This window comes from Ruegeria sp. A3M17 (assembly GCF_003318255.1).
Lineage (GTDB): Bacteria > Pseudomonadota > Alphaproteobacteria > Rhodobacterales > Rhodobacteraceae > Ruegeria.
The window spans coordinates 437,919-460,558 of sequence record NZ_QOCF01000014.1; the positions used below are offsets into that span (position 1 = coordinate 437,919).

24 protein-coding genes are annotated in these 22,640 nt (G+C 58.1%); 12 read left to right on the forward strand and 12 right to left on the reverse strand.

Annotated features, from left to right (window positions below; translation table 11 throughout):
- Nucleotides 1-5: 5 nt before the first annotated feature.
- From DS906_RS09585 to DS906_RS09595, 3 genes are all read right to left on the reverse strand, one after another.
- Entirely contained in the window at nt 6-338 is a 333-nt protein-coding gene (locus DS906_RS09585) for a GYD domain-containing protein (protein ID WP_113789937.1), read from the reverse strand.
- Nucleotides 339-405: 67 nt separating this feature from the next.
- Nucleotides 406-1,248, reverse strand: a complete 843-nt coding sequence (locus DS906_RS09590) for a DUF2182 domain-containing protein (protein ID WP_113790045.1) — start codon at nt 1,246-1,248, stop codon at nt 406-408.
- Between the two features lie 13 nt (nt 1,249-1,261).
- Entirely contained in the window at nt 1,262-1,897 is a 636-nt protein-coding gene (locus DS906_RS09595) for a DUF1326 domain-containing protein (protein WP_113789938.1), read from the reverse strand.
- 316 nt (nt 1,898-2,213) lie between these two features.
- On the opposite strand from DS906_RS09595, the gene DS906_RS09600 reads away from it, so the two are divergent.
- From DS906_RS09600 to DS906_RS09610, 3 genes are all read left to right on the forward strand, one after another.
- A complete protein-coding gene (locus DS906_RS09600) occupies nt 2,214-2,918 on the forward strand; it encodes a DUF533 domain-containing protein (protein ID WP_113789939.1) in 705 nt (234 codons plus the stop codon).
- A gap of 126 nt (nt 2,919-3,044) precedes the next feature.
- On the forward strand, nt 3,045-3,212 hold the full coding sequence (gene rpmG / locus DS906_RS09605) for a 50S ribosomal protein L33 (protein ID WP_007799108.1): 168 nt from the start codon (nt 3,045-3,047) through the stop codon (nt 3,210-3,212).
- A 209-nt stretch (nt 3,213-3,421) separates the two neighbouring features.
- Nucleotides 3,422-3,928, forward strand: a complete 507-nt coding sequence (locus DS906_RS09610) for a hypothetical protein (RefSeq protein WP_158541308.1) — start codon at nt 3,422-3,424, stop codon at nt 3,926-3,928.
- Between the two features lie 175 nt (nt 3,929-4,103).
- Here the strand turns inward: DS906_RS09610 and DS906_RS09615 are convergent, their stop codons facing one another.
- Entirely contained in the window at nt 4,104-4,880 is a 777-nt protein-coding gene (locus tag DS906_RS09615) for a Bax inhibitor-1/YccA family protein (RefSeq protein WP_113789941.1), read from the reverse strand.
- A gap of 180 nt (nt 4,881-5,060) precedes the next feature.
- Complete coding sequence (locus DS906_RS09620) at nt 5,061-5,270, reverse strand: DUF1127 domain-containing protein (protein ID WP_113789942.1); 210 nt, start codon at nt 5,268-5,270, stop codon at nt 5,061-5,063.
- A 127-nt stretch (nt 5,271-5,397) separates the two neighbouring features.
- On the opposite strand from DS906_RS09620, the gene DS906_RS09625 reads away from it, so the two are divergent.
- A complete protein-coding gene (locus tag DS906_RS09625) occupies nt 5,398-6,279 on the forward strand; it encodes a LysR family transcriptional regulator (protein ID WP_113789943.1) in 882 nt (293 codons plus the stop codon).
- A 7-nt stretch (nt 6,280-6,286) separates the two neighbouring features.
- Here the strand turns inward: DS906_RS09625 and DS906_RS09630 are convergent, their stop codons facing one another.
- On the reverse strand, nt 6,287-7,243 hold the full coding sequence (locus DS906_RS09630; protein WP_113789944.1) for an NADPH:quinone oxidoreductase family protein: 957 nt from the start codon (nt 7,241-7,243) through the stop codon (nt 6,287-6,289).
- A gap of 320 nt (nt 7,244-7,563) precedes the next feature.
- Between DS906_RS09630 and DS906_RS09635 the strand changes: the two genes are divergently transcribed.
- The 3 genes from DS906_RS09635 (at nt 7,564) to DS906_RS09645 (ending at nt 10,220) form a co-directional block, all read left to right on the forward strand.
- Nucleotides 7,564-7,935 carry a helix-turn-helix domain-containing protein gene (locus DS906_RS09635; RefSeq protein ID WP_058275630.1) on the forward strand — a complete coding sequence of 124 codons (372 nt, stop codon included), beginning with the start codon at nt 7,564-7,566 and terminating at the stop codon, nt 7,933-7,935.
- Nucleotides 7,936-7,979: 44 nt separating this feature from the next.
- On the forward strand, nt 7,980-8,771 hold the full coding sequence (hisN, locus tag DS906_RS09640; RefSeq protein WP_113789945.1) for a histidinol-phosphatase: 792 nt from the start codon (nt 7,980-7,982) through the stop codon (nt 8,769-8,771).
- A gap of 114 nt (nt 8,772-8,885) precedes the next feature.
- On the forward strand, nt 8,886-10,220 hold the full coding sequence (locus tag DS906_RS09645; protein WP_113790046.1) for an 8-oxoguanine deaminase: 1,335 nt from the start codon (nt 8,886-8,888) through the stop codon (nt 10,218-10,220).
- Here the strand turns inward: DS906_RS09645 and guaD are convergent.
- Nucleotides 10,217-11,506, reverse strand: a complete 1,290-nt coding sequence (guaD, locus tag DS906_RS09650; protein ID WP_113789946.1) for a guanine deaminase — start codon at nt 11,504-11,506, stop codon at nt 10,217-10,219. The genes DS906_RS09645 and guaD overlap by 4 nt on opposite strands.
- A 140-nt stretch (nt 11,507-11,646) precedes the next feature.
- On the opposite strand from guaD, the gene mgtE reads away from it, so the two are divergent.
- Together mgtE and DS906_RS09660 are read left to right on the forward strand one after the other, a co-directional pair.
- A complete protein-coding gene (mgtE, locus tag DS906_RS09655; protein ID WP_113789947.1) occupies nt 11,647-13,041 on the forward strand; it encodes a magnesium transporter in 1,395 nt (464 codons plus the stop codon).
- The gene (locus tag DS906_RS09660) at nt 13,038-13,601 is read left to right on the forward strand and encodes a 5-formyltetrahydrofolate cyclo-ligase (RefSeq protein ID WP_113789948.1); all 564 of its coding nucleotides are present in this window, start codon (nt 13,038-13,040) and stop codon (nt 13,599-13,601) included. The genes mgtE and DS906_RS09660 overlap by 4 nt, the downstream gene beginning before the upstream one ends.
- A gap of 5 nt (nt 13,602-13,606) precedes the next feature.
- Here the strand turns inward: DS906_RS09660 and DS906_RS09665 are convergent, their stop codons facing one another.
- Complete coding sequence (locus tag DS906_RS09665; RefSeq protein WP_113789949.1) at nt 13,607-13,840, reverse strand: DUF333 domain-containing protein; 234 nt, start codon at nt 13,838-13,840, stop codon at nt 13,607-13,609.
- A gap of 89 nt (nt 13,841-13,929) precedes the next feature.
- On the opposite strand from DS906_RS09665, the gene DS906_RS09670 reads away from it, so the two are divergent.
- The 3 genes from DS906_RS09670 to DS906_RS09680 all read left to right on the forward strand — a co-directional run bounded on the left by DS906_RS09670 (nt 13,930) and on the right by DS906_RS09680 (nt 17,453).
- Complete coding sequence (locus tag DS906_RS09670) at nt 13,930-14,745, forward strand: TIGR00282 family metallophosphoesterase (RefSeq protein WP_113789950.1); 816 nt, start codon at nt 13,930-13,932, stop codon at nt 14,743-14,745.
- A 90-nt stretch (nt 14,746-14,835) separates the two neighbouring features.
- Nucleotides 14,836-16,614: an SLC13 family permease gene (locus tag DS906_RS09675; protein ID WP_113789951.1), complete on the forward strand. Its 1,779-nt coding sequence runs from the start codon at nt 14,836-14,838 to the stop codon at nt 16,612-16,614.
- A 98-nt stretch (nt 16,615-16,712) separates the two neighbouring features.
- On the forward strand, nt 16,713-17,453 hold the full coding sequence (locus tag DS906_RS09680; RefSeq protein ID WP_113789952.1) for a YbaY family lipoprotein: 741 nt from the start codon (nt 16,713-16,715) through the stop codon (nt 17,451-17,453).
- 14 nt (nt 17,454-17,467) lie between these two features.
- Here DS906_RS09680 and DS906_RS09685 read toward each other — a convergent pair whose 3' ends face one another.
- The 4 genes from DS906_RS09685 to DS906_RS09700 form a co-directional block, all read right to left on the reverse strand.
- Entirely contained in the window at nt 17,468-19,129 is a 1,662-nt protein-coding gene (locus DS906_RS09685; protein WP_113789953.1) for an FAD-binding dehydrogenase, read from the reverse strand.
- 11 nt (nt 19,130-19,140) lie between these two features.
- The gene (locus DS906_RS09690; RefSeq protein ID WP_113789954.1) at nt 19,141-19,998 is read right to left on the reverse strand and encodes a bile acid:sodium symporter family protein; all 858 of its coding nucleotides are present in this window, start codon (nt 19,996-19,998) and stop codon (nt 19,141-19,143) included.
- Nucleotides 19,999-20,070: 72 nt separating this feature from the next.
- Nucleotides 20,071-20,805 (reverse strand): glutamine amidotransferase, encoded by a 735-nt coding sequence (locus DS906_RS09695; RefSeq protein ID WP_113789955.1) that lies wholly within the window; start codon nt 20,803-20,805, stop codon nt 20,071-20,073.
- 16 nt (nt 20,806-20,821) lie between these two features.
- Complete coding sequence (locus DS906_RS09700) at nt 20,822-22,594, reverse strand: SLC13 family permease (RefSeq protein ID WP_113789956.1); 1,773 nt, start codon at nt 22,592-22,594, stop codon at nt 20,822-20,824.
- Nucleotides 22,595-22,640: the final 46 nt, after the last annotated feature.

Below are 22,640 nucleotides of genomic sequence, written 5' to 3' on the forward strand. Positions count from 1 at the left end.
TCTGTTCATTTTCCGGGCGGCGTATAAGCCCCGGTCAGCTTGGCGGCCTTTTTGGCAATGGCGGAAAAGTCCTTTGCTGTCCAGGCGCGCACAGTTTCAACCTTTGTGGCCGCACCCGAGGCCGCGACAGCCATGCCAATAGCAACCGCATCGGTGCCGTCCGGCACCTCGGTGATGGCGACAACGTCATTTTCGCCGGTCGTCATATAAAACGCCAGCAGCTTGCCCCCCACCTGTTTCAGCAGCTTCTTCACGGCCGTTGAGCGGTCCGTCGGCTTCTTCAGCATTCCTTTGACGCCATCCTGCGAGTAGGTCGCATAAGTAATGAAAATCGGCATATGTCTTCTCCTTGTTTCAATGGTTGGAACGCTGAAATTGGCCGGTTCCGCGGCCTGGAAACGGGATCTAAAAAATGCTCACAACGGCGTCCAGGACGACCCAGAAACCCACGGCAATCAAGGCCAAGCCAGTCAAAGTGGGCAACCAGCGTGCGCCCGGCAGCAGCTTTTCCAAAGCCACGTAGACGGCAATTCCGGCAATCCAGTACAGATTCATGATCCCACCCACGAACAGCAACGCCATCAAGGCCCAACAACAGCCAAGGCAGTACGCGCCATGCAACGCGCCGGTTCGGAACGCGCCATACGCTCCGGGCCTGTGATGATCGGCGATGAACCGGGCAGGGCTTTGACAATGCCGCAGACAGGCGGACTTGAGGTCCGACAGCTGATACGCGCCTGCCGCAATCAGGACGCAGCCAGCAAATGTTTTGGACCGGATTGTCATCATTGGACCATCGGACAGCCCGATGCTTTCCAGACCCCATTGCAACCCCGTCGCGGCAAGGCTGAACAAAGCCCAGGCGATCAGGTAGCCCGCGAGAAAGCAAAAGCTGAACTGCGCGGCCTTGTCACGTTCGGGTCCCGCACGCTTTATCGCCGAATACAGTAAGACCGCAGGTGCGGCGCTGGGGGTCATCATCGCGATCATCATGACCCACCACATCAGAAAGATCAGGATTACGTATTGCGGGCGCCAACCGGGCGCATCGCCCATTTGCATAGGCTCTCCGATCGGGCCCGCCATCGTGGTCATTTCGGTGGCCGTCATGTTCATGCCGATCCCGGCGATGGTGTACCAAGCTGCAACCAGAACAATCAGCGACACACCGGACAGCACGATGACCCGTTCACGCCGCATAAGCCGCTCGACCGCCCCGGTGCGGGGCGGTGTGGGATGGGATGTCATGATGACCCCCGGATCAGGCGCCCAGGACACCGTGGCCCGAAATGTTCAGGTGGGCCAGATGAGCGTGCGTCGCGTCAAAGGTCAGGCTAATTTCGCCGCCATGTGTCTTGGCCGAGCCCGAGGCAGCTTCGGCGTGTCGGTATTCAAACCCGTTTGGCAGCTGAATTGACGCCCGGTGCGCCGCACCCGACACGATATGCGGAATCGGGCTGACTTCGACATCGAAGACGCCGTTCACCTTTGCAAACCCAGTGCGCTCGTTGCGGTCCCAGTTCAGCTCGATCGGAACGAAAAGCGTTTCATGCTTGGTCGGAGCCATCGCGCTGTAAACATACCAGAACGTTGCCATTTCATCGGTATCTTCACCGGTCATGATGGCTTGCAGGGCCGCGCGCTGATCGGCGCTGGCGCTGGCATCTATGATCAGTTGCATCTGACCTTTGCCCTCATGGATCGGGCCAGGCCAATAGTACACCCCAGCCGCCCTCACGCCCGCCAGACCTGTGTCCCCATAGTGACCGCTTTCGATGTCGAATACGACGACGGCCTCGCAATTGCCATGTGTCGGAAGTACGCTGAACTGGCAAGGACAACCGAAGTTGCAGTTACAGTTGGCCAGCTCTTCACCCTTAATAGTCCATTCAGTCATGATCCCCCCTAAACAAAATCAATCGTGCAAACCCTGCTTGCACGGTTGCTTGCCTGTTCATGGAGCCTCGAAGATCGAGCCGAAAATTGGCTTCTTTGGATTGTTGATGGCGCGGTAAGTATCACATATTCGAATTTCTGACAAATTAGACATGCGGTTGTGCGGGAATACGCCTGCTATACGTTCACTTGGTGGAGCGAAGCCACCATTGGCCAGCTTTGCGCTAGCGTTGGGGCATCTGCTTCATCTGTGGATTTTTGAGTCGCTGAAATCTGCTATATTGCAAAAACGCATTTTGAATATTGGGAGGATTGTTATGAGTTTCATGAAGGCACTGGCTTCGGTCGCAGTTGGATTTGCCGCCGCAAAAGGCATGGAAAAATACAAGCAGATGGGCGGAATGGCCGGCCTGCAGGACATGATGCAAGGCGCCGGGGGTGGCTTTGGCATGGACCAACTGGGCAAGATGGCAGAACAGTTTGGGATGCCGGGGGGGGCCGGTGGGCTGCAAGAGATGATTGGAAAGCTTGGCATGGCCAATCCGGCCGGGGCCGCTGGTCTTGGTGGGTTGATGAATGCCATGCAGGGCGCCGCAAAGACAGGCAATCAGCAGACCGTCGACATGATGGATACGGTGTTCAAAGGCACCCCCGGGGGCGCGGCGATGGAGGAGCAAGCCAAGCTGATGCTGCGCGCGATGATCCAGGCAGCCAAGGCGGACGGAGAGCTAGATGAGCAAGAGAAGGAAACCATTCTGGGCGAACTGGGTGATGACATCAGCGACGAAGAACGCGCCTTTGTCCAGGATCAGTTGAATGGCCCGATTGATGTGATCGGCCTGGCTGCTGATTCCGGTGCGCCATTGAAAGCACAGGTCTATGCCACATCTTTGGCGGCGATTCGTCTGGATAAACAGCGCGAGGCCTCTTACCTTGTTCAACTGGCCACCGCGTTGGGTTTATCTGATGCCGAACGCGACCAGATTCACACGTATATGGGCGCGCCGACCCTTTCGACCTAGGCCTGATCCCTGATCAGCCGATCATGTGCCCAATTGCCCTTGACACGAGCCGTGCAAGGCGTAAAAGCGCACGCTCATAGGAATTCAACCGAAAGGCCCCTGCCTTTTCGGACGCAGGAGATAACCATGGCGAAGCCGACGACAATCAAGATCCGTCTGAACTCGACCGCGGGCACGGGCCACTTCTACGTGACCAAAAAGAACGCTCGCACCATGACCGAGAAAATGACCGTTCGTAAATACGATCCGGTTGTTCGGAAACATGTCGAGTACAAGGAAGGCAAGATCAAGTAATCTGCCGTCCAGCTTGGACAGACTAGAAAAGGGTTTCGCTGATGCGGAACCCTTTTTCTTTGTGTATGCGGCTGGGTGAAATGCCCGGGATCAGGAATTGGCCGTTGCAGTGACGCATCAGCGTAACGGCTATTCGGTTGGGCGGCGGGTTGCTTTTTGGAACCCCTTGGCAATACGCTTCAGCAAATCGTTCCAAAATGTTGGTCGCCATGAAAAAAATCTTGTTATCCACAATCGCCGTATTCGCCCTTGCTGCTTGTGAAGACCCCTATAACCGCTCGGGCGTTGGGTTCACGGGCATAGACGGTGAGCCACGGACCGTTTCAGATGTTCCAAGCGCGGTCGCCTTTCTTCCCGACGCGACGAACATCCCTGCAGAACTTGCTGTGTTGCCTGCCATACCGGTCGTGACGGATCAGACCGAGACGGAAAAAGTAGCCCGCGTCGCGATCGACAACGGTGGGCGCAGCGACACAAATGCCGTCGTTCTGACAGGTTCGGACATGAACCTGTTCCTGAGCACCGTCAGCGTGAACGGCACTTTGTTCGGAGTGCTTCGAACCGCAAACAACAGCACCCGTATAGACAACGACATCGGCGCAGCCTTTGGCCAAAATGCCGAGCAGTTTACCGGATGCCTGCCTGCGGGTGACGTGTTCCGCAAGGGATCGTCGACGCGCAGCTCTGGATTTGCGGTTGCTCTTAACTGCAGCTGATCGAACCATTCGGTTACGATATAAAAGGCCTCCACCGTCTCGGTGGAGGCCTTTTTTGTTTTAGCGTCACTAGTCTGCGCCGCCTGTTTGCTGGCGCGGGCAGGACGCCATTCAGCGGTGCAAACAAAAAAGGCGGGCCTATCTGGCCCGCCTTTGAAATCGAATTCCGGCTGTCTTATTCGCGGTTGCCGAACAACTGCAGCAGGAACATGAACATGTTGATAAAGTCCAGGTACAGGCTGAGCGCGCCCATGATTGCGGCTTTACCCAACCATTCCTGATCGCCCGAATGGGCCATCTGCAGGTATGTGGTTTTGATCTTCTGGGTGTCATAGGCGGTCAGACCAGCAAAGATCAGAACGCCGATCACCGAGATCGCGTACATGATCGCGGGCGACTGCAGGAAGATGTTTACCACCATAGCTACGATCAGGCCGATCAGACCCATCATCAGGAAGGTACCCATTCCGGACAGGTCTTTTTTGGTCACGTAGCCATAAAGGGACAGGCCAGCGAAAGCGATCGAAGTGATCAGGAACACCTGAATGATCGACATCCCGGTAAAGGCAATGAAAATCCAGCTGATCGACAGGCCCATCACCGCTGCGAAAGCATAAAACACCAATTGTGCTGCCGACGCGGACAGGCGGTTGATCCCGGCACTAAAGCCAAAGATGAACGCCAACGGTGCAAACATGATCACCCAGCGCAGGGGCGAGGTATAGATCGCGGCACCCAGCGACGTCAGATAGGTGCCCGAGTTGATTTGCCCGACCGCAGCCGACGGGTCGGTTGTGGTTGCAAGGCCGGAAATGGCCCAGGCCGCCATGAATGTAATCAGCATGCCCACAGACATTGTGCCGTAGACTTTGTTCATATGGGCGCGCAGGCCCTCGTCAATCTGGGCAGCGCGCGCACCGGTCGCCGTCCGGATCGTGTCAAATTGTGCCATTAAGGGTCTCCCTTTGCATATTTCTTGTCGGGCCATGATGTTGACCCCGTTCCCCGCAAATATCGGCAAGTGCGGGCTGTGTTTCAAGGGTTTAACGCCCGAAACTGGCTAAAACACGCAACAAAAATGGCAGCCCGACGGTTCGCGCTGCCATTCACCGAGAAAAGGTGCAGTGTCGAATCACTTTTGCCAGAAATCCGGCGCATCCCAAATGGATCGTGACGCCTCGGCTTCGGCCTGTTCGCGGGTTATGCCGATGTCTTCCAGACCCCGATCATCAAGTCTGGCAAGCGTTTGGCGCTGGCGCAGAAGAGACGGCGAGTCCAGAAGCGAGGACAACAAAGAGCGACGCTGCGGTTTGCAGTGCTGTTTGATTGCAATTTGAGTCATATTTATTGTCCTTTCTCTGTTTCCTGATGGTTTGTCGTCTTTCCATCAACTTTCTTGATTTATATGGCGTAACATGTCACATTTTGAAAATGAATATTTATGAAGAGATACATAAGGATTTGTGAACATGCGAAATCTAGATATCACCACGCTTCGTTCCTTCGTTGCCGTTGCTGACCAGGGTGGCGTCACACGGGCCGCCGGATTTCTGCATCTGACGCAATCCGCCGTGTCAATGCAGTTGAAGCGGTTGGAAGAGCTGCTGGGTCTTGAATTGTTGGACCGTAGTGGGCGCACAATTGCGTTGACTGCATCTGGTGAACAATTGCTGGCCTATGCCCGGCGCATGATCGTGCTGAATGACGAAGTGATCTCAAAGCTCACGGATCAGGCCTATGAGGGTGAGGTCGTTCTGGGCGTTCCACATGACATCGTCTATCCGGCCATTCCGCGGGTCTTGCAGCGTTTCAACGCTGACTTCCCGCGGGTTCGGGTGCAACTGATTTCATCATATTCCCTTCAGCTGAAAGAAATGTTCAAACGCGGCGAATGCGATCTGATCCTGACGACCGAAGCATCAACCGGTGACGGATCTGAGACTGTCGCCGAACTGCCCTTGCGGTGGATTGGGGCGCCGGGCGGGTCAGCATGGCGTAAGAACCCGATTCCGCTGGCTGTTGGGCGGCGGTGCGCGTTTCGGCCCCAGATGATCTCGGCCCTCGACGCGAAAGGCATCCCGTGGGAACTGTCGGTCGAAACAGAAAACGACCGCACGATCGAGGCGACCGTCAGCGCGGATCTGGCTGTCCACGCCATGCTGGACGGGACCGAACCCGCACATCTTGAACAGATTGATACAGGAGGGGCATTGCCGGAATTGCCGGCCCACATGATCAACCTGTACGGGGGCGAGACCGGGCGCGGCGCCGTCGTCGAAGCACTGGCCGTGCTGGTACGTCAGAATTTTCGTATGCTGGGCAGTGTACCGCTCAAGGCTGTCGTGGGGTAAGCGCCCGTCAGGGAGTAATAACCACTTTGCCGGTGGCCACGCGGTCGCGCAGCAGCTGCATGCCTTTGTCGGCCTCGGCCAGCGGAAGAACGTGGCTGATATGCGGCTTGATCCGCCCTTCGGCGAGCCAGCCGAACAGCGTGTCAAAGCTGTCCTGGACGACCTGAGGTCGGAATCTCAGGTAGCCGCCGATGTAAAACCCAATCACGGTCAGGTTCTTTACCAGCAGATGGTTGGCCGGAATTTGGGGGACGTCGCCGCCCGCAAACCCGATGGGTAACAGACGGCCTTCGGGGTTGGTTGCCCGGAACGCGGCCTTGAAGACATCCCCTCCGACAGCGTCATAGACGACATCCGCGCCGCCCAGTTCCTTGACGCGTGCGCGCAGGTCTTCCGAGGCGTCGATCAGGTGATCCGCACCAGCCGCGCGGGCCACATCCAGTTTTTCCTGCCCGCGCGCATGGGCAATTACCGTCGCGCCCATCAGCTTGCCGATTTCGACGGCGGTAAGTCCAACCCCACCTGCGGCACCGGTCACCAAAAGGGTCTCGCCCGGCCGTAGATGCGCCCGGTGATCAAGGGCGATGTGGCTGGTGCCGTAAGCGATCTGAATGGCCGCGGCATTTTCAAAGCTAATTGCGTCGGGCAGGGGAATCGCACGGCTCGCATCATAAACGCCATATTCCGCCAGTCCGCCCTGACCGGAATATACGGCCACACGGTCCCCGATATTCAAGCGCGTAACGCCGCCACCTAACTTGTCGACAACGCCGGCGACTTCCATACCCAGCGTGAACGGAGCCTCGGGCGTGTCCTGATACGTACCCTTCTGCATCAGCAGGTCGGCAAAATTTAATCCGCAGGCCTTGATCGCGATGCGCACTTGCCCCGTGCCGGGCTCGGGAAGGTCAATATCAGCCAATTGGGCCGCGCTTCCCTGGGATTGAATCGTGAATGCCTGCATGATCGCGCTCCGTAATTTTGGGGCATAGATTCTTTTCAGCTAGCGTTTGTCAATCTTTTCCCCGGCCAATTCGGCTCGCTTCAGGTGCATGGTGGTGGGTGTGGGGACAATCCCAGCATTAAAAACACACAACCCTAAATCTTTGTGACCCGAAACAGATTCAACCTTCTTGAAAAATTACCCAAATGCGGCAATATTGCGCTATGGTGCTGTTTTGGGGGTATGTTCCAAATTAGGGAGTGGTTAAGTGCGACTCGCTAGTGTTGCGATAAAAAGCAACGCGCGCCCCAGGTAGTTGTGTGTAAAAGAGGAGAATACCAATGACCCATCACGTCGATGTCCATGTGGGCAAGCGCGTCCGGCATCGCCGCTGGCTGATTGGCATGACCCAGCAGCAGTTGGCGCAGCAAGTTGGTATTAAGTTTCAACAAATTCAAAAATATGAAACTGGGGCCAACCGGATCAGCGCGTCTCGCCTGTGGGACATTGCCGAAGCATTGGACGTTCCCGTCAGCTTTTTCTTTGAAGGTCTGGAAGAGGCCGAAAAAGAGACCTCTGGCAAAAAGTCGGTTCCTGCCGATCTGATGGGGGACAAGGAAGCGCTGGACCTAGTGCGGTCCTATTACGCGATTCCCGAAAACCAGCGCCGCCGCCTGTTCGAGCTTGCTCGGGTTCTCAGCGACGTCGCATAATTTAGCGGGTTGACTCCAAACCGTGCGCGCCTCACGGGTTACGCATGCAAAAGGCCTCTCTAAGCGATCTGGAAGTTGCCGAAGAAATGGCCGACGCGGCGCGTGCGGCCATACTTCCGTATTTTCGGCAAACCAATCTGGACACCACGAACAAACTGGACGATGGGTTTGACCCCGTAACAATTGCTGACCGCAACGCCGAAACGGCGATGCGCTCGGTTCTGGCGCGCCATCGGCCCGAAGATGGCATTTTTGGCGAAGAGTTTGGTCGCGAAGAAGGCTCCAGCGGACGGACCTGGGTTCTGGACCCCATCGACGGTACCCGCGGGTTTATCAGTGGTACTCCGACCTGGGGGGTTCTGATTGCGCTCAGCACATCTGATGGCCCGATCATGGGGGTGATCGACCAGCCCTATATCGGCGAACGGTTTGTGGGTTCAGCAGATATCGCGCAGGTCACCGGCCCAACTGGAACGGCACCGTTGAAAACACGCTCGACATCCGCTTTGGATCAGGCGGTTGTTTTTACGACCTTCCCAGAGGTTGGGACACCCGAGGACCGCGCAGGGTTCGAAGCGGTGGCCCGGCAGGCAAAGCTGACCCGTTATGGCATGGATTGCTATGCCTATGCGCTGGTGGCGGCGGGGCAGGTTGATCTGGTGATCGAATCCAGCCTGAACGCCTATGACATTCAGGCCCCTATCGCAGTGATCGAGGCTGCGGGTGGGGTTGTGACCGACTGGCGGGGCGGTCCGGCCCATAATGGCGGGCGGGCTCTGGCGGCCGCCAACCTCGAATTGCACGCGGTCGCACTGGAAATCCTGCGCAACTATTGAAACCGGTTGCCGCGATTTGGCCGGTCGGGTAGGTTCTACGCGGCTGGTTCTTATGCCCGTTTTCCGCCAGCCTTTGCACTTCTTGCATGAGACGGGCTGTTGCAGGAGGGCGAATTGACCGAAATCCTTATCAAAAATGCAGATACCATTCTGACGATGGATGACGCGCGGCAAGAGTTGTCGGGCGCGGACATCCTGATCGTGGGGGGGCAGATCGCGCAGATCGGCCACAACTTGCAAACCGACGGTGAGATCCACGATGCCACCGGTTGTGTTGTAACGCCCGGGCTGGTGAATACCCATCACCATCTGTACCAAACCCTGACGCGGGCTGTGCCGGGCGGGCAGGATGCATTGCTGTTTGGGTGGTTGCAGACACTTTATCCGATCTGGTCCCGTTTCGGCCCCGAAGAGATGTTTGTGTCGGCTCAGATCGGTCTGGCGGAATTGGCTCTGTCGGGCTGTACGCTCAGCTCTGACCACCTTTACCTATATCCCAACGGCGCGCGCCTGGACGATACGATCGCTGCCGCCGCCGAAATTGGGCTGCGGTTCCATCCGACCCGTGGAGCGATGAGTATCGGGGAAAGCGACGGCGGGTTGCCGCCAGATGCGTTGGTCGAGGTCGAATCCGATATCCTCGACGATATGATCCGCGTGGTTGACGCGTTTCATGATCCATCCGATGGGGCGATGTGCCGGGTAGGGTTGGCGCCTTGCTCCCCGTTTTCCGTCAGCAGGGACCTGATGCGCGACACAGCAATCCTTGCGCGCGACAAAGGTGTGATGCTGCACACTCATCTGGCGGAAAATGATGAAGATATTGCCTATTCGCAGGCGCAGTTCGGGTGTCGCCCCGGTCAATATGCCGAAGATCTGGGTTGGACCGGATCAGACGTCTGGCACGCGCATTGCGTCAAGCTGGACGGGGCTGAGATTGATCTGTTCGCCCGAACCCAAACGGGGATGGCTCATTGCCCGTGTTCCAATTGCCGCTTGGGATCGGGAATTGCTCCGGTGCGGACCATGCGTGACCAGGGTGTTCCCGTCGGGCTGGGTGTCGATGGTTCGGCCAGCAATGATTCCGGGAACCTAATCCTCGAAGCGCGTCAGGCTATGTTGTTGCAGCGCGTTGCCAGAGGTGCGGATGCCATGTCGTCGCGTGAAGCGCTGGAAATCGCGACGCGCGGCGGGGCAGACGTGCTGAACCGCCCTGATTGTGGTCGGCTAGAGCCCGGCAAGCGCGCTGATATCGCCATATGGGACACGCGTGGTATCGAAAGTGCAGGCAGCTGGGATCCGGCCGCTTTGCTGTTGGCCGGACCGATGAAGGTGAAACACCTGTTTGTCGAAGGCCGCCAGATCGTGCGCGACGGGCATGTCACGACGTTGGACTTGCCGCGGGTGATCGAACGGCAGACCCAATTGGCCCGTGCTTTGCAGGCCTAGGAAGACACGCGGCGACCGGCGATCCAAACCTCGGCAATCGCCCGGTCGTCGCCCATCATGATGGTTGGGAAGATGGCTTCCCACAGATCATCGGCGCAAGCTTCACGCTGGGCAATTGCGGGGGTTGAGGCGAGGTCAAGAACGACCAGATCAGCCTCCATTCCCGGTGCGACATTGCCGATGCAATCATTCATCCGCAGCGTACGGGCCGAGCCAACCGTGCCCAACCACAGCAGTTGTGCCGCGTGCAGGGGCGAGCCGCGCAGTTGCCCGATTTCATAGGCTGAGGCCATCGTATGCAGCATTGAAAAGCTCGACCCGCCGCCGGTATCTGTTGCCAGACCAACCCGGTGCCCTTCGCGCATCAGCCCGTCCATGTCGAACAAGCCGGATCCGATAAAGGTGTTCGAGGTCGGGCAATGGATCAACGAGGCATCAATCTCGCGCAGCCGATCGCGTTCGCGCGCTTCCAGATGGATGACATGACCGTAAACGCCATGCGAGCCCAGCAGTCCGAACTTTTCGTAGGTATCCAGATAGTCCCGTGCGTCGGGAAACAGCTCGCGGACCCAAGAGATTTCATCTGTCTGCTCGCTCAGGTGCGTTTGCATCAGGCAATGCGGGTGTTCGGCCCACAGCGCGCCCATCGCCTCAAGCTGCTCGGGTGTGGATGTGGGCGAGAACCGCGGTGTGATGGCGTATGAGATCCGGTCGACACCGTGCCACTTCTCAAGCAACGCCTGCGATTGGTCATAGGCTGTCTGCGGGGTATCCCGCAGCCCTTCGGGCGCGTTGCGATCCATGCAGGTTTTGCCTGCCACCACACGCTGCCTGCGTTGCTGGGCCGCTGTGAAGAATGCGTCGACGCTTTCGGGGTGGATGGTGCAAAAACTGCACATCGTCGTGGTACCGTGCGAGGCCGTCAGGTCGAGATAACGATTGGCGATCTCAGCTGCGTATTCGGGATTTCCGAACTTCATTTCCTCGGGGAAGGTATAGGTGTTCAGCCAGTCGATCAGCCGCTTGCCCCAACTGGCGATCATGGCAGTCTGTGGGTAATGGACATGCGCATCCACAAAGCCAGCCATAATCACGTGCTGACCGTGGTTCACAATTTCGGCGTCCGGGTTCGCAGAGACCAGATTGTCAGCATTGCCGACTGCAGATATGCGGCCGTCTTCGATCAAGACCGCTTCGCTGATTGTCACAGCCTCTGTCGGTTCACCTTCGAATGGTGATCCGTTGAAGCTCAGGACACGCCCTTTCAGCAGCGTTTTTTGCGCCATTTCCGTTCATCTCCGCCTGTATGGGACTGCGAAACAGCATAGTGGGGCGAAACTTGTCGGTAAATCGGCGCATTGTCATTGTTTTCCGGTAGCTGCTTCTTCTAATTAGGGGTCAATGCGCGAACCAACCGGGGGCAGACATGACGACAGGCTATGATGAACCCGTAATCGATTCCGCAAGCGACGATGACGCCTATGCGCTGGATCGCCGGATGGTTGCCGCGATCCTGTATGCGGTTGATGTGGAAGATCGCGACAAGCTGATCGAGCTGATGGAGCCGCTGCACCCTGCGGACATTGCTGACCTTCTTGAACAGATTAATCCCTATGACCGTGGGCGATTGATCCGCCTTTACGACAAAGAGTTTGACGGCGATATCTTATCCGAACTGGATGAGTCCGTCCGCGAAGAGGTCATCAGTGTCCTGCGCCCCGATGTTCTGGCCGACGCCGTGCGGGACATGGAAAGCGATGACGTCGTCGACTTGCTGGAAGACCTTGAAGAGCCGCAGCAAGAAGCCATTCTGGGCGCATTGGAAGATTCCGAGCGGATCGCCGCGGAGCAGGCGCTATCTTATCCGGAAAACTCGGCCGGTCGCCTCATGCAACGCGAGGTGGTCATGTCGCCCGAGCATTGGACCGTGGGGCAGACCATCGATTTCATGCGCGCCAATGATGACTTGCCGGAACAGTTCTACCACGTTGTTTTGGTTGATCCGCGGCTCAAACCGGTGGCACAGGTCACGCTGGGCAAGCTGATGGCAACCCGGCGCGAGGTGCCGTTGCACGACATCGCCGAAGAGGAATTTCACACCATTCCCGTCGATCAGGACGAAGAGGATGTGGCCTACGCCTTTAACCAGTACCACCTGATTTCCGCCCCGGTGGTAGATGCTGATGGGCGTCTCGTCGGCGTGATTACCATTGATGACGCCATGGTTGTTCTGGACGAAGAATACGAAGAGGACATGTTACGCCTTGCCGGTGTCAGCGACGAAAGCTCGCTGTCCGACAGTGTCGCCGCAACCAGTAGGCGGCGCTTGCCGTGGCTGGCTGTCAACCTGTGTACCGCAATATGCGCGTCACTGGTCATCTCGCAGTTCGAAGCGGCGATCAATCAGTTGGTGGCACTGGCAATCCTGATGCCAATCGTTGCCTCGATGGGGGGTAATGCCGGGACGCAGTCGCTGACGGTTGCGGTGCGGGCGCTTGCAACGCGCGACCTGACCGGATCGAACGTGGCGCGCGTTATCCGGCGAGAATTGCTTGTGGGTGTGCTCAATGGTCTGTGCTTTGCAACCATTTTGGGGACTGTCGGTATGATGTGGTTCGATTCACCCTTGCTGGGTGTCGTGATCGGCTCGGCCTTGGTCGTGAATATGGCGATCGCAGGCTTTGCAGGTACGGTAGTACCGGTTGTGCTGGATCGTCTGGGCGTTGACCCGGCGCTGGCATCGGGAACCTTTGTAACGACCACAACAGACGTCATGGGGTTCTTCATCTTTCTTGGGCTTGCCAGCGTGGTACTTCTGTGACCGATCTGACTGAAATCAAGGCCGTCGCCCGTAAGGCGGCATTTGCGCGCCGGAAGGCTGCATTCGATGCGCGTCTTCCGGGTGCAGCCGGACGTTTGTCCGAAGTGCTGGCGGGGCATCGCGGCGTCCCGATGTCGGGGTACATGCCGATCCGCACCGAAATTGATCCTGTGCCTGCTATGGCCGAGGCCGCGGCTTATGGCACGGTCGGTGTGCCGGTCATTCAGGCCGCCGGTCAGGCGTTGCGATTTTCGCGCTGGACGCCCGAGGGCGTGTTAAAGGATGGCCCGTTCGGCGCCAAGGTTCCCGAGATTGACGATTATCTTGACCCCGAAATTCTTGTGGTGCCGCTGGTTGCTTTTGACGCGCAAGGCGGACGACTGGGATATGGTGGCGGCTTTTATGACCGGACGCTGGAGGGATTGCGCGCCAAGCGCCCCACACTGGCCATCGGCTTTGCCTTTGATGCCCAAGAAGCCGAAGGCCTGCCACTGGAACCCACGGATCAGCCGTTGGATATGGTCATCACTGAAAGCCGGGTACTGACGTTCCTGGCCTGACCGCCTCAGGTCGGGCTGTTTTCGCGAAAATATTCCCATGCGTCCACTTCGGTGCCGCCGGGCAGAATGCAGATGCCGGTCTGGCCGCCTTCGCCATCTCGAATCTCGTAACGATTGCCGCTTTCAACGCAAAAGGTCGCCGCAGGATTAGCCAACTGGGTGGATGAGCCGTTTGAAGCAGGCTGGTCGCAGGCCGAAAGCGTGGTCAGGCTGGCGGCAGTCAAAAGGGCAAGGCGCATCGGAATTCTCCTGCACAATGTGCTTTGGCGGTTTATTCTGCCAGCTTAACCACTTGTGCTTGAGAGATACCACACTTAGGACAGTTCGAATGAGGATACTTTTTCTGGGTGACGTGATGGGCCGCGCCGGACGCGCGGCCATTCAGCAACATCTGCCGCGTCTGCGCGACGAATGGCGGTTGGATTTTGTCGTGGTCAATGGCGAGAACGCATCAAACGGGATGGGACTGACCGGGGATCACGCCAAGCTGCTGCTGGATGCCGGGGCCGATTGCCTGACACTGGGCGATCACGCGTTCGACCAGAAGGACATGTTGCAATTCATTGAAAACGAACCCCGGATCGTGCGCCCGGTAAACTTTGCCAAAGGAGCGCCGGGCCGGGGGCACCGGTTGTACACTGCGCCCGGTGGGCGCAAGGTTCTGGTGGTTCAGGTGTTGGGGCAGGTCTTCATGAAACGCCCCTTCGACGATCCGTTTTCGGCGATTGAACCGATCCTGAAATCGCACCCGCGTGGCGGACAGGCGCAGGCCGTGATCGTTGATATGCATTGCGAGGCCACATCCGAAAAGATGGCCATGGGCCACTATTGCGACAAACGCGCCAGCCTTGTTGTGGGCACGCATACGCATGTGCCGACTGCGGACGCGCAAATCCTGCCGGGTGGCACGGCCTATCTGACGGATGCGGGCATGTGCGGCGATTATGACTCGGTCATCGGCATGGACAAACTGGAACCGATGCGCCGGTTTATCACTGGCATGCCCAAGGCCCGGTTCACTCCGGCTAATGGCGAGGCCACGCTAAGTGGCGTGTTCGTTGAAACCGACGACCGGGACGGTCAGGCGAAATCTGTTCAAATGGTGCGCGTTGGCGGGCGGCTACAGCAAGCTGGCCCACAGTAAGGGCACGTCAGGCTTGCTCTGTCGCGCGCAATGCGTGAAACTGCCTGACGGGCGCGTAAGCCAGGCCAGGGTTCGGACAGAAAACCAAGAATGCAATTCCTTCAACTGACAGAAATGGGAAGCGCGATACTGGCGCTGTTGGTCGTTGCAGGCATGTTCATCATGTTCCTGCGCGAATCCTATCCGACTGAAGTGGTCGCAATCGGTGGCGTGGCCGTGATGCTGGTGACGGGCATTCTGCCCTATCAAAGCGCACTTGCCGTTCTGTCAAATCCGGCCCCTTGGACGATTGCCGCGATGTTCATCATCATGGGAGCATTGGTGCGTACCGGAGCACTGGACGCATTCACATCGACGGCGCAAAAACAGGCACAGGTAAGTCCCAAAGTCGCAATCGCGACGCTGATGGCCTTTGTTGTCTTTGCCTCGGCGGTGGTTTCAAACACGCCCGTGGTGGTCGTCATGATCCCCGTGTTCGTTCAGATCGCGCGGACGCTGAACGTTTCGGCCTCGAAACTGCTGATCCCGCTCAGCTATGCGGCCATTCTGGGTGGTACGCTGACCTTGATCGGGACTTCGACCAACCTGTTGGTTGATGGTGTCGCGCGAGCCCAGGGAATGGCCCCGTTTACTATATTCGAGGTCACACCGCTGGGCATCGCTCTGGTCATTTACGGCATGTTCTACTTACGTTTTGTCGCGCCGCGCCTGCTGCCGGAACGGGACAGCATGGCGACAATGCTTAGCGATCGGTCGAAGATGAAGTTTTTTACCGAAGCTGTCATTCCCCCCGACAGCAACCTGATCGGGCGTGAAGTGACGGGCGTGCAGCTGTTCAAGCGTCCGGGCGTGCGCCTGATCGACGTCGTGCGCGGCGACGAGTCGTTGCGGCGCAACCTCAAGGGCGTCGCTTTGAAAGTTGGCGACCGTGTCGTTCTTCGGACCGAGATGACGGAACTGCTGAGCCTGCAAACCAATAGAGAGCTCAAGCGTGTCGATCAGGTCTCGGCGGTCGAGACGAAAACGGTCGAGGTGCTGATCACTCCGGGTTGCCGCATGGTCGGGCGGACGCTGGGCGCGATGCGTTTACGCCGCCGTTATGGCGTCTATGTGCTGGCGGTGCATCGAAGAAACCAGAACATCGGGCGGCAATTGGATGATCTGGTCGTGCGGGTCGGTGACACGCTGCTGCTGGAAGGCTCACCAGCAGATATCCGGAAACTGGCTGCTGATATGGATATGGTCGATGTGACCCAACCTTCAGCCCGCGCATTCCGCCGCAGCCACGCGCCAATTGCCATCGGGGCGCTGACCGGGATCGTTGTGCTGGCCGCGCTGGGCGTTGCACCGATCCTGCTGCTTTCGATCCTGGCTGTTGCGGTAGTTTTGATTACGCGCTGCATCGACGCGGATGAGGCGTTTTCCTTTGTCGAAGGACGATTGCTGGCCCTCATCTTCTCAATGCTGGCCATAGGCGCAGCCTTGGATAAATCGGGTGCAGTTTCCTTAATTGTCGAAGCCGTGGCGCCGGGTCTTGGTGCCCTGCCACCATTCCTGATCATCTGGGCGGTCTATTTGCTGACCTCTGTGCTGACAGAGCTGGTGTCGAATAACGCAGTGGCGGTTGTGGTGACACCGATTGCCATCGGTTTGGCGCAGGCGGTGGGCGTTGATCCGCGTCCTCTGGTGGTGGCGGTCATGGTGGCGGCCTCGGCCTCATTCGCGACCCCGATCGGATATCAGACCAACATGATGGTTTACGGCCCCGGTGGGTACAGGTTCACAGATTTTCTGAAAGTTGGCGTGCCGCTGAATCTGACCGTGGGTTTGCTGGCTTCGCTGTTGATCCCTCTGATCTGGCCGCTTTGAGTTTGGCACGGAACCGCTGGTTTTCCGGCGAAGTCCTTGTAAAATCAAAACCTCATACAATGTTTTGAATAAGTGATTTTGCGAAAAGGAGCACGCCAATGCTCAATACCGGATATACTGCGCTTACGGTTGCGGCCACATCAGTCCTGCTGAGCGGCGCGGCCATCGGCGGAACGATCGAAGGCACTGCAGCATATCGCGAGCGTATCGCCGTACCACCGGATGCGACGCTTTACGTGCAATTGCAGGACGTCTCGCGCGCGGACGCACCGTCGGTGACCCTGTCGGCAAAGCGATATGCGTTGACCGGAGTACCAGCACAATTCGAGCTGAGCTATGACGACGCCCTTATTCGAGAGGGGATGCGCTACGTGGTGCGTGGTTCGATCTTTCAGGGCGACAAGCTGTTGTTCACAACCGATACTGCCTATCCTGTTGTGACCAATGGGGCCAGGAACACGACCGATCTGATGCTGGTCAAAGTACAGCCGCCCGGGGCAGCCGTGCTGGAGAACACCAATTGGGCCGCAACCGGCCTGAATGGCGCAGCACTTGAGACGGAAAGGCGCCCCGCGCTTTCATTCGCCAAGGATGGCGCGTTCTCGGGCAGCGGTGGATGTAACCGGTTTTCCGGCCAAGCCGAGATTGCGGGCAACAAAATTGATTTTCCGGACAACATGGCGGCGACATTGATGGCCTGTCCGCCGCCACTGGATGAAGTTGAGCGGCAGTTTTTTAAAGCCCTGCAAGGGGTGACAGCATATGCCTTCAAAGGCGATACGCTGGTGTTGCTGGACAGTGCCGGGCAATCCGTCGTGCAGTTTGCCCGGGAACAATAAGGCTTAACGGGCCGTCACGCGACGGCCCTTGAGCGCCCTGCATTGCGTCCCGAGAAAATACAGCCGCCCAGGAATGAACCTTCGAGCGCGTTGTAGCCGTGATAGCCACCGCCGCCAAAACCCGCGACCTCTCCGGCTGCGAACAGGCCGGGAACGACCTGACCGTCTGCGCCCACCATCTGACTGTCCAGATTGGTCTGAAGCCCGCCCAGCGTCTTGCGCGTCAGCACGTGCAGTTTCACCGCGATCAGCGGGCCATTGGCCGGATCAAGGAACTTGTGCGGCTTGGCTGTCCGGATCAGCTTGTCACCACGGTAATTGCGCGCGGCTAGAATGGCGGCCAACTGCGCATCCTTGGTGAACGGGTTGTCGATCTGGGAATCGCGCGCCTCGATCTGGGCGCGCAAATGCGCCTCATCGATCAGCCCTCCGCCCAGATGGTTCATGCCGTTAACAAGCTCGGTCAAGGTATTGGCGACGATGAAGTCTTCGCCGTGTTCCTTGAATGCTTCGACCGGAGCAGTGGCCTTGGACCCGGTCAGAATGCGTTGGAACAGAACTTCTTTCCAACCACCGTCCGTCATGTCGGGGTTCTGTTCAGACCCGGACAGGGCGAACTCTTTTTTGATTACTTTCTGGGTCAGAACGAACCAGCTGTATTCATGACCGGTTTTCAGGATTTCCTTTAACGTCCCCAACGTATCAAAACCCGGCAGGCATGGCGGTTTCAACCGGTTTCCCTCGGCGTCGAACCACATTGAGCTTGGGCCGGGCAGAATGCGGATACCGTGCGATGGCCAGATCGGATTCCAGTTACGCACGCCTTCGGTGTAATGCCACATCCGATCGCCGTTAATCACATGACCGCCAGCCTTTTCGCTGATGCCAATCATGCGTCCATCGACATGGAACGGCACGCCTGCAACCATGTCCTTTGGCGGCTCGCCCAGACGGTCGCGTGGCCAGCTTTTGCGCACCATTTCAAAGTTGCCTCCGATGCCGCCTGACGTGACGATGACGGCTGGGGCGTAAAACTCGAACTCGCCGACCTCATCACGGTTGGTTTTTGCGCCTTGGGGTGCGGTGTCGTCTGCCAGAACTTCGCCCGAGATACCTTTGGCCGCGCCGTTTTGCATGATGATGTGGCTGACTTGATGGCGGAATTTTAACTCGATCAACCCGTTGCTGACATGGTCACGCACTCGGCGTTTGAAATGTTCTAGAACACCTGGGCCAGTGCCCCAAGTGATATGAAAGCGGGGCACAGAATTGCCGTGACCATCCGCATATGATCCGCCGCGTTCGGCCCAGCCGACAATCGGAAACCAGCGCAGGCCCATGTCATGCAGCCAAGGTCGCATCTCGCCGGCGGCAAATTCGACATAGGCCTCGGCCCATTTCCGGGGCCATGCGTCCTCGTCACGATCGAACTGCGCGCTGCCCATCCAGTCGCGCAAGGCAAGGTCATAGCTGTCCTTTATGCCCATGCGCCGCTGTTCCGGCGTGTCGACCATGAACAGGCCGCCGAGACTCCAAAACGCCTGACCTCCCAGGAAATGCGCGGGCTCCTGATCGACCACGATCACCTTCTTGCCACGGTCGCCCAGTTCGGCAGCTGCGGCCAACCCGGCAAGCCCAGCCCCCACGACGATGGCATCAGCAGAGTTATTCGTCATGTCGTGTCCTTTCAGCGACGGCGGAACCAAAGGATGAACGGCAGGGCTACGGCATACATGGTGATCCCGTATACAGCCGACGGCAGGGCCAGCGGGCTGAACCCGCTTTCCGTCCCGGTGATCAGTGCGGCCAGTGTAATCCCAAGTGTCGAGTTTTGTATGCCGGTTTCGATGGAAACAGTCTTGCTTTCGTTCCACGACAGCTTTGCGGAACGCGCCAGCCCCAACCCGATCAACAGAAGCGCGACGTTCAACGTGATCAACCCAGCGCCCATGACACCGAGGTTGTCGACAAACAACTGCCAGTTTCCAGCCAGAGCAGCCACAACGATCAGCACGAAAAGAACGGTCGCAAGCTTGGACAGCACGGGCTCGATCCGCTTTGCAAAATCTGTTGCAAAGCTGCGAAGTGTGACGCCAATCGCCACGGGTAGCGTGGTGATCAGGAACATGGCGATAGCAAGCCCTGAGATGGACACCTCGGGTGCCGCATCGCCCATAAAGTAGTTAACCGACCAGGCGGCAAGAAAGGGCACGGTGACCATCGAAAGCAGGCTGATGACGGCCGTCAAACTGACCGAAAGGGCGACATCTCCTTTGGCCAGTTTCGACAGGATGTTGCTGGTCACACCGCCAGGGCAAAAACTGAGGATCATGAAGCCGACCGCGATCTCGGGCGGCAAAGCAAACAGAGTAACGGTGACAAAGGCTGCGACAGGCAGCAGCACAACCTGACACAACGCACCGATGGCAAAAGGATAGCGCCGGCTGAGGACACGGCGGAAATCGGCGACTTCCAGCCCAACGCCCAGAGACAGCATGATAATGGCCAGCGACAGCGGCAGGCCGACATTAATTAGAAGATCCAAGAACAACTCCTCCCAAAGCCGTTCGGGTCACCCTATGCGAGCGGTCGTGGATCAGGCAATAACGCCGTTGGGTCACCGATAGCGTTCGGCAAATCTGTGGAGGATTTCGGCCGGTTGCGTGACCTCCGCTGCGTGACAAATGTCGATCAGGCGCTGGGCGTCTTCGGGCGGAAAATAACCGTGGTTCTTGTAGATGTTGATGCGCTGCTCAAAATCGCGTGCGTCCGCCTCGGGGTGGAATTGCGTGGCATAAACATTCTGCCCCCAGCGGATCATCTGAAACGGGCAGGGGTCCGAGGCCAGCAGGTGGATGCACCCGTTCGGCAGCGCCTGCACGGCCTCTTTGTGGCCCACGAAGGCGTCGAATGTTCCGGTCAGCCCTGCCGTTAGCGGGTCTTGCGCTCCGTCTGCAGTCAGGTGGCAGGTCGAAGGTCCGACAGGTTCACCGTATTTCTCTTTGCTGACGTCACCGCCAAGATGGGCGGCCAGAATGCCCAGCCCATAACAACAGCCCATGAAGGGATGATCCTGTGCGATGATCTGCGGCATCAATCCCATGATGGCGCCTTCAATGCGCGCGTCGGCTTCGGACTTGGTTGCGGGATCGTCACTGACGCATCCCGGTCCACCACCAACAATCACCCCGGCATAGTCAGTGACATTCAAATCGTCGGGCAAAGCCTCACAATCCAATCGGATACGATGGGTCTGGTCGGGAGCCAGCCCCGTTTTGTCCAGAATCGAGGCATATTCGGCATCCGAGGCATCGGTTTCCGGGCGCAGTTGCAGGATCAGAAAGCGTTTCATGAAAGGCCTTTATCCGTCACAGTGGCCAGAACACAAGGATGGCGGGAACGGAAACCGCAATGATCAGGATTTCCAGCGGCAACCCCATGCGCCAGTAGTCGCCAAACTGATACCCTCCGGGACCCAGGACCAACGTATTGTTCTTGTGCCCAATCGGTGTCAGGAACGCGGCCGAGGCTGCGACGGCGACGGTCATCAGGAACGGGTCGGGCGAAACCTCAAGCGTGCGGGCCATCTGGATACCGACCGGCGCTGCGACGATGGCCGTGGCCGTATTGTTCAGCACGTCTGACAGGGTCATGGTGACCACCATCAAAACGGTCAGAATGGCCCACGCCGGCAGCCCGTCGGTTAATTGAATCAACGCGTTCGCAATCAGTTCTGTACCACCGGACGTCTCCAACGCGCTGCCTAGAGGGATCATCGAGCCTAGCAGAACGACAACGGGCCACTCGATATGATTGTAAATATCGGCAATCGGCATGATCTTGGTCAGAACATAGGCGACAACGACCAGCCCCAAAGCGATGGGCAGGTAGATCAGCCCGACACTGGCCGCCAGAACAGCTGCGCCAAACAAGCCAATGGCAAGCCACGCTTTTTCGTTGGCGGTGACGTTCAGACCGCGTTCAGCAAGTGGCAAACAACCCAGCCATTCAGTCACATCGGCGCTGCGGTCACGCGGGCACAGCAGCAACAGAATATCGCCTGCCTCAATCTGAGTTTTGCGGACCTGTTCGGTAATGCGACGGCCCTGACGTGAAATCCCCATCAAAACGGTGCTTTGACGCCAGGCCAATCCCAAGCCCTGCGCGGTGCGACCGGTGACGCGTGCATTCAACGGCACAACAACCTCAATCACCTCAAGACCGTCCCCTTCGGCGGTCAGCAATTCCTGACGGCGGGTATCCGAGAAGTCGAGGTTCAGCGCAGTGCGAAATTCGTCCAGCGCCTCGGGGCGGGCCTCTAGCACCAACGCGTCGCCCGGTTTGATGGTCGCATGGGCCGACCGGCCATAGCGCCGTTTGCCATCTCGAATAAGGCCGATGATGGCCACGTCGGATTTCTCGGCGGCCTCATAAAGTTCGCTGACACGTTTTCCGATTTGCGGCGACTCTGGCGGGACCGTCAGTTCCGCTATGTATTCGGCAAGGGTTTCCGAGGCCTCTTCCTGTGTTCCGCGATTGGGAATCAACCGCCAGCCGACCAGTGCGACAAATGCCAGCCCGGCAATCGCTGCCAATCCACCGACGGGGGCGAAATCAAACATTCGGAATGGCTCACCCAAAGTCTCAGCCCGGATTGATGCGATGATGATGTTGGGGGGCGTTCCAATCAACGTGGCCATGCCGCCCAAAATGGTGGCAAAGCTCAGCGGCATCAGGGTCAGACCGACCGGCCGCCCCGCCTTGCGCGCGGTTTGGATATCGACCGGCATCAGCAGCGCCAGCGCGGCCACATTGTTCATAAAGGCCGACAGAACAGCGCCAATCCCGCCCATCAGCGCGATGTGCGCGCCAAGCCCGCGCGAGGCATCGACCAGCGTGCGGGTGATTAGGAAAACAGCGCCCGAACGCACCAACCCAGCCGAGACGACCAGGACCAACGCGACGATGATCGTAGCGGGATGTCCGAACCCGGCAAAGGCATTTTCAACTGGCACAACACCCAGCGTAACTCCGATCAATAGCGCGGTGAAGGCCACAAGGTCGTATCGGAACTTCCCCCAAAGCAGCATTCCAAACACAGTGGCGAAAAGGGAAAATAGAATAATCTGGTCTGTCGTCATGCGGCCACCATACCCTTCGCGGCGACTGTCGCAAGCCGCTCTCTTG